The organism is Rhodococcus sp. NCIMB 12038 (assembly GCF_002165735.1).
Classification (GTDB): domain Bacteria; phylum Actinomycetota; class Actinomycetes; order Mycobacteriales; family Mycobacteriaceae; genus Rhodococcus_F.
On record NZ_NHML01000080.1, the window covers coordinates 1 to 6,639 of the forward strand.

Consider the following 6,639-nt stretch of genomic DNA (forward strand, 5'->3'; position numbering starts at 1 on the left):
AATCATCACCGCCCACACCGAACTGCCCTTCACCCACCACGACCTCACCCCCCTCGACCCCCACCACCGCCACGCCACCACCGACCACCTCCTCACCACCGACCGCACCACCCGCTTCGACCTCACCGACCCCCCACTGATCCGCCTGACCCTCATCACCCACACCCCCACCGACCACCGCCTCGCCATCACCAACCACCACATCCTCCTCGACGGCTGGTCCACCCCCCTGCTCCTGCGCGAACTGCTCCACCTCTACACCACCGGCAACGACCACCACCTCCCCCACACCACCCCCTACCGCGACTACCTCACCTGGCTCACCCACCGCGACACCACCGACAGCATCACCGCCTGGCAACAAGCCCTCCACGGCATCGACGAACCCACCCTGCTCGTGGGTGGAGCGCTGGACCCCCAAAGATCCACCTTCCCCGAGGAATTCGTCTCTTCCCTGGACGCGGAACACACCGCGGCCCTGCGGTCACTGGCCCGCGACCGCAACCTCACCCTCAACACCATCCTCCACACCGCCTGGGGCATCGTCCTGTCCACCCACACCCACCGCAACGACGTCGTCTTCGGCACCACCGTCTCCGGACGCCCACCCCACATCCCCGGCATCGAAACGATGATCGGACTGTTCATCAACACCATCCCCGTCCGCATCACCCTCCACCCCACCGACACCCTCACCGACCTCCTCCACCGAACCCACACCACCCACACCCGACTCCTCGACCACCACCACCTCGGCCTCACCGACATCCACACCGCCACCGGACCCGCCGCCACCTTCGACACCCTCACCGTCCTCGAGTCCTACCCCCTCGACCCCACCACCCTCACCACCGGCGACACCACCGGCCTCCACATCACCGATGTCCAGGGCACCGACGCCACCCACTACCCCCTCGCCCTCGCCGTCACTCCAGACTCTCGGCTACATCTGCGAATTCTCTTCCAGAGCGCAATCTTCGACCTCCCTGCCGTCGATGCTCTGCTCGGTCAAATCGTCAAGGTTCTCACGTCGATCGCGACCGATCCCGCCCTGCCATTGGCCCGGCTGAACCTGCTGGAGGAGAGTGACTTCGAGCTGATCGTGCCCGCCCGCGGCGACCACCGGGGCTCACCTCGCACGTTCGCCGACATCCTCACCGCCAACCGTTTCCCCAGCACCGTCGCGTTGGTGGACGGCGCGAGAGAGTTCACCTACGCCGAGGTCGAGGCACGGTCCGATCGCCTCGCCGCGGCGCTGATCGAACTCGGTGCCGGGCCCGAAGACCTCGTCGCCGTCGCGATCCCGCGTTCGGCGGAGTCGGTACTCGCCGTCTGGGCGGTGGTCAAGACCGGCGCCGCTTTCCTGCCCGTCGACCCCACCTATCCTGCCGCCAGGATCGAGCACATGCTCGCCGACTCGGGGGCCGTACTCGGTCTCACCCGTACCCGCCATCGTGACGAGCTACCGGACACCGTCCTCTGGGTCGACCTCGACGAGGTCCGGCAGCACCGGTATGCGCGCCCGCACGGTGTGTCCCGCCTGCCGGCGAGTGTCGACGGCCTCGCCTACGCCATCTACACCTCGGGTTCCACCGGTGTGCCGAAAGGTGTACTCGTCCCGCACCGCGGATTGAACGCGCTGGCGCAGGAGTTGCGCGACCGCGCGAGGGTGACCTCCCGGTCCCGGGTGTTGCACTTCTCGTCGCCGAGCTTCGACGCCTCCGTTCTGGAATACCTGCTGGCGTTCGGGGTGGGAGCGACGATGGTGATCGTGCCGCCAACCGTATACGGCGGGCAGGAACTCAGCCGGATCATGGCGGAGGAGAAGGTCACCCACGCATTTCTCACTCCCACCGCACTCGCTTCGATCGACCCGCGGGACGTCCCGGACGTCGGTTGTGTCCTGACCGGCGGGGAGCAGTGTCCGCCCGCGCTGGTGCAGCGGTGGGCGCCCGGGCACCGGTTTCTCATCGCCTACGGTCCGACCGAGGCCACCGTGGCGACGGATATGACCTCGGACCTGAACGCGGCGGGGCCGGTGACGATCGGTGGCCCCCTCCGTGGTGTCGCCGAACTCGTACTCGACCGCCTGCTGCAACCGGTCCCGATCGGTGTCGCCGGCGAACTTTACATCGCCGGCGACGGTCTCGCGCGTGGCTACCATCGGCGAGCCGGGCTCACCGCCGCGCGCTTCGTCGCCAACCCGTACGGCGAATCGGGCGAACGGATGTACCGGACCGGTGACGTGGTGCGGTGGACGAGGGACGCCCATGCGCTCGAATACCTCGGCCGGAGCGACTTCCAGGTGAAGGTCCGCGGTTTCCGCGTCGAACTCGGTGAGATCGACGCCGCGCTCACCCGCGACCCCGCCGTGGCCTTCGCCGCCACTCTCCCCCGCACCACCGCTTCCGGTGACACGGCGTTGACGTCGTACGTACTGCCCGCCACCGATCGGGACGTCGACCCACCGCGACTGATCTCCCATCTCACCGAACAGCTTCCCCACCACATGGTTCCGGCAACGATCGTGCCGATCGAGACGATCCCTCGCACCCCGGCCGGCAAACTCGACCGGGCCGCCCTCGAAGCCGGCGCCGTCACCGCAACTTCCGGCACCTCCACGTCGGCGAACGCTGCGCCACCGGCGACACCCCTCGAAGAATCCATCGCCGGCATCCTGGCGGCGGTCGTGGAATCCCGGCGCTTCGGCATCGACGACAACTTCTTCGACGCCGGTGGCAACTCGCTCAGCGCCACCCGAGCCGTGACCCGCATCAACAATGCGTTGCACACCGACATCGGTGTCCGAACACTCTTCGACGCCCCCACACCCCGCATGCTGGCCCAGTCGGCGGTGCGACAGCAACCGGGCATGCGTGCTCGCCCCACCCTCGAGATCACGGTCCGACCGGAATGGGTTCCGGTGTCGCCGGCGCAGAAACGCATGTGGTTCCTCAATCAGTACGACACCGCATCCCCCGCATACAACATCCCGGTCACACTTCGTCTCCGCGGAAGCCTGAACGTCACCGCCCTGCATCAGGCGCTGACCGACGTCATTGCCCGTCACGAGACGCTCCGAACCCTCTACCCGGTGCACGAGGGCCAGCCGATCCAATACGTGCTCCCGCCCGAGCGAGCACTGCTCGACCTTCACCCGATTTCCGTGACACCAGAGCAGGTGCCTGCTCACCTGTCCCGGTTCATCGGGAAAGGGTTCGATGTGACCTGCGACCTTCCCGTCCGACTCCAGCTGCTCGAACTCGATGCCGACGTTCACGTCCTGACACTGGTCGTCCATCACATCTGCGCCGACGGCCAGTCGATGGGTCCCCTGATTCGTGACGTGGTCGCCGCCTACACCGCTCGTATCCGGCAGCGCGCCCCCGAGTGGACACCGCTGCCCGTCCAGTACGCGGATTACACACTGTGGCAACACGAACTCCTCGGATCGGAGGACGACCCACAGTCCCTCGCCGCCCAGCAGTCCGCATTCTGGGCGCAGACCCTGGCCGACGTCCCGCACGTCCTCCCACTGCCGACCGACCGCCCCCGGCCAGTCCAGCGGTCCCTGCGCGGGGCGACGTTCCGTTTCGACATCGGCCCCGACCTACACCGCCGACTGGCGGCGCTGTCACGCCGCCACGAGTGCACGATGTTCATGGCGACCCACGCCGCGCTGGCGGTATTACTGGCACGGTTGAGCGACAGCGCGGACATCGTCGTCGGAACCCCGATCGCAGGTCGCGGCCACCCGGCCCTCGACGACCTCGTCGGGATGTTCGTCGGCACCCTGGTGCTCCGCACGCGCGTCGACGCAGCCCTGTCGTTCGCCGCACTCCTCGACCGGACACGGGACGCCGATCTCGGCGCGTTCACCCACGCCGAGCTCCCGTTCGAGCGAGTCGTGGAGATGCTCGCCCCGGATCGTTCGACCGCGCATTCACCGCTGTTCCAGGTTCTGCTCGAGTACCAGAACAACGACTTCCCCACCCTCGAGCTGCCCGGCATGACCGCCGACGTCATGGACGCCGAACCCGGTGCGGCGAAGTTCGACCTGCAGCTCACCCTGGGTGAGAGATTCGGTTCAGGCGGCGAACCCGCCGGCATCTCCGCTGCCTTCACCTACGCCACCGACCTGTTCGACCCTCCGACGATCGAGGATTTCGCGAAGCGTCTCATCCGCATACTCGACGCCGTCACCCACGACCCCCGTCTCGTGATCGGGGATATCGACATCACCGACGACATCGAACGTCACACGGTGCTGACGGCGTGGAGTGCGGAAGGTGTGGACGACGAGACGACCCTCGCCGACCGGTTCACCCGGACCGTGCAGCACTTCCCGAACGCAGACGCGGTCACGGTCGAGAACACCACCCTGAGCTACACCGAATTGAGTGCACGCGCCAATCGGCTGGCACGCCATTTGATTTCGCTGGGGGTCGGCCCGGAATCACTGGTCGCCGTCGCGCTGCCCAGGTCCATCGACCTGATCGTCACCATCGTCGCGACCATCGAGACCGGTGCGGGATACCTCCCGCTCGACATCGACAACCCCCGCGACCGACTCGCATTCATGCTCGCGGACGCGGCGCCGGTGTGTGTGGTGACCACCAGCGAGCAGGACTCGACAATGCGAGGCTTCGGCGTTCCCCGGGTGCTGCTGGACTCCGCCGAGGTCGCGGCCCACATGGCCGCTATCGCACCCGGCCCGGTCTCCGATACCGAACGGACCGCGCGGCTACTGCCGGACGCCGTTGCATACGCGATTTATACCTCGGGATCCACCGGTCGCCCGAAAGGAGTGGTGGTCTCACATCGGAACGTGACGACATTGTTTGCGAACACCCAGCCGAGCTTCGGGTTCGACGAACACGACGTGTGGACCATGTTCCATTCCCACGCATTCGACTTCGCGGTCTGGGAACTGTGGGGTGCATTGCTCTTCGGCGGCCGGGTCGTGGTGGTCGATCACTACACCGCCCGGTCTCCGGAAATGTTCCTCGAACTGCTGCGCCGCGAACACGTGAGCGTGTTGAGCCAGACCCCCACCGCGTTCTCCCAGCTCGTCCAGGCCGACCGGCGGGCCCCGGGCTCTGATGACCTGGGACTGCGGCACGTGGTCTTCGGTGGCGAGTCCCTCGACGTCGGCTCTCTGGCCCGCTGGTACGACCGACACGGTGATCGTCGCCCGCGGCTGGTGAACATGTACGGCATCACCGAGACCACGGTGCACGTCAGCCTACTGCCGCTCGATCGTTCCGCTTCTGCCCCGTCTACGGGCTCCCCGATCGGGCAGGCGATACCCGGATTGCGGGTCTCCGTCCGAGACCGGCGGCTGCATCCCGTTCCACCGGGGGTGATCGGTGAAATGTACGTCTCCGGACACCAACTGGCGCGCGGCTATCTCGATCGTCCGGATCTGACTGCAGCGCGGTTCGTGGCGGACCCGGACGGCGCACCCGGGCACCGCATGTACCGGACCGGGGACCTTGCCCGCTGGACCCGACAGGGCCAACTGGAATATCTGGGACGTAGTGATCTTCAGGTACAGCTACGCGGCTTCCGGATCGAACCCGGAGAGGTCGAGTCCACCCTGGTGCGTCATCCCACTGTTGCCCAGGCCGTGGTCCGGGTGCGGCGCGACGAGCACGACGCAGACCGGCTGATCGGCTACGTGGTACCCGATACCGCGGCAATCCGGGACGCCGGAGACGTCGACGCCGACGAGGTGCTCGACTTCGCCCGGGCACAGCTCGCCGCGCACATGGTTCCCGCCGCCCTCGTCGTCCTTGATCGGCTGCCGCTGACGGCCAACGGCAAGCTCGATGTGAAGGCGTTGCCGGAGCCGGATTTCGCCCGCCACGTCACACCCGGACGGGAGCCGGCCACCCCGGCGGAGAAGACGTTGTCTCGGTTGTTCGCCGAGGTGCTCGGAGTCCGCACCGTGGGAGTCGAGGATTCGTTCTTCACTCTCGGCGGCGACAGCATCATGGCCATCCAGTTGGTGGCGCGGGCCAAGGCCGAAGGTGTCTTCGTGTCGCCGCGTGATGTATTCGAGCGCAGGTCGGTCGCGGCTCTTGCCGAGGTGGCGCATGCGACCGATACCGTAGAACTGGAAGAACTTCCCGGGTCGGGGATCGGGAACTTCCCCCTGACGCCCATCGCCCGCTGGCTCCTCGACCGGGGCACGGACATCGGCAGGTTCTCACAGGCCGGCCTCCTCATTGCGCCCGCCGGACTCGACCTCGACTCTCTCGCCCGCGCCGTACAAGCAGTCCTCGACCACCACGACATTCTGCGGGCGCGGCTCTGCGTCCCCGGTCCCGGCAGCGGACCGGTGATCGAGGTACCGCCGGCGGGAGTCGTTCAGGCCAGGACTCTGGTGTCCCGCATCGTGGTCGCCACCGTCGCCGGCACACAGTTCGCCGCGCGGGTGGCAGACGAAATAGACCGTGCGGCAGACAGGCTCGACCCCCGGCACGGTGTCATGATGCAGGTCGTCTGGTTCGAATCCACCGAGGACCGCCCCGACCGGGGACGGCTGCTGTTCGTCATCCACCACCTCGCGGTCGACGGAGTGTCCTGGCGCATCCTCGTCCCCGACCTCGCCGCCGCCTGGGCCGCCGTCAGCAC

The 6,639-nt window shown here is 67.4% G+C and carries 1 protein-coding gene; it reads left to right on the forward strand.

The features are described from left to right. A partial coding sequence (locus CA951_RS41965) for a non-ribosomal peptide synthetase (RefSeq protein ID WP_143543214.1) occupies positions 1-6,639 on the forward strand: 6,639 nt, incomplete at both ends.